Origin of the sequence: Paraburkholderia sediminicola (assembly GCF_046026895.1) — a bacterium.
GTDB classification, from domain to species: domain Bacteria; phylum Pseudomonadota; class Gammaproteobacteria; order Burkholderiales; family Burkholderiaceae; genus Paraburkholderia; species Paraburkholderia sediminicola_C.
The window spans coordinates 1-416 of sequence record NZ_JAQQEU010000292.1; the positions used below are offsets into that span (position 1 = coordinate 1).

1 protein-coding gene is annotated in these 416 nt (G+C 64.4%); it reads left to right on the plus strand.

The features are described from left to right. The coding region (locus tag PQR02_RS40825) for a contractile injection system protein, VgrG/Pvc8 family (RefSeq protein ID WP_408243453.1) at positions 1-416 on the plus strand (416 nt) is incomplete at both ends.

Here is a 416-nt window from a genome sequence, read left to right on the forward strand (position 1 = left end):
ACGCTCGATATCTCCGGCGATGCCCTGCCGGTCTGGCAGGACATGCCGCTCTTCACGGTCTCGCGCCTTTCGGGTACGGAAAAGCTTGGCCGGCTGTACGACTACACCGTGGAGCTGGCCACCATCGAATTGCCCGGACTGTACGTCAGTACCGTGAAGTCGCTCGTCCAGATCGATCAGCTCGTCGGCAAGGAATTGACGGTCAGGATTGCGATCGAAGGAAGCGGCACCTACTCTGCGGGTATGGTGGGCAACGCGGGGGCGTCTAACCTCGGCGCAGGCGTACGCGAGCTGACCGCCGTGGTGACCGAGGCGCAGTGCGTAGGCGCGGACGAGCGCCGCGCGTTCTACCGTCTGAGGCTGCGTCCGTGGCTATGGCTGGCCACGCTCACCCGTGACAGCCGCATCTTCCAGGA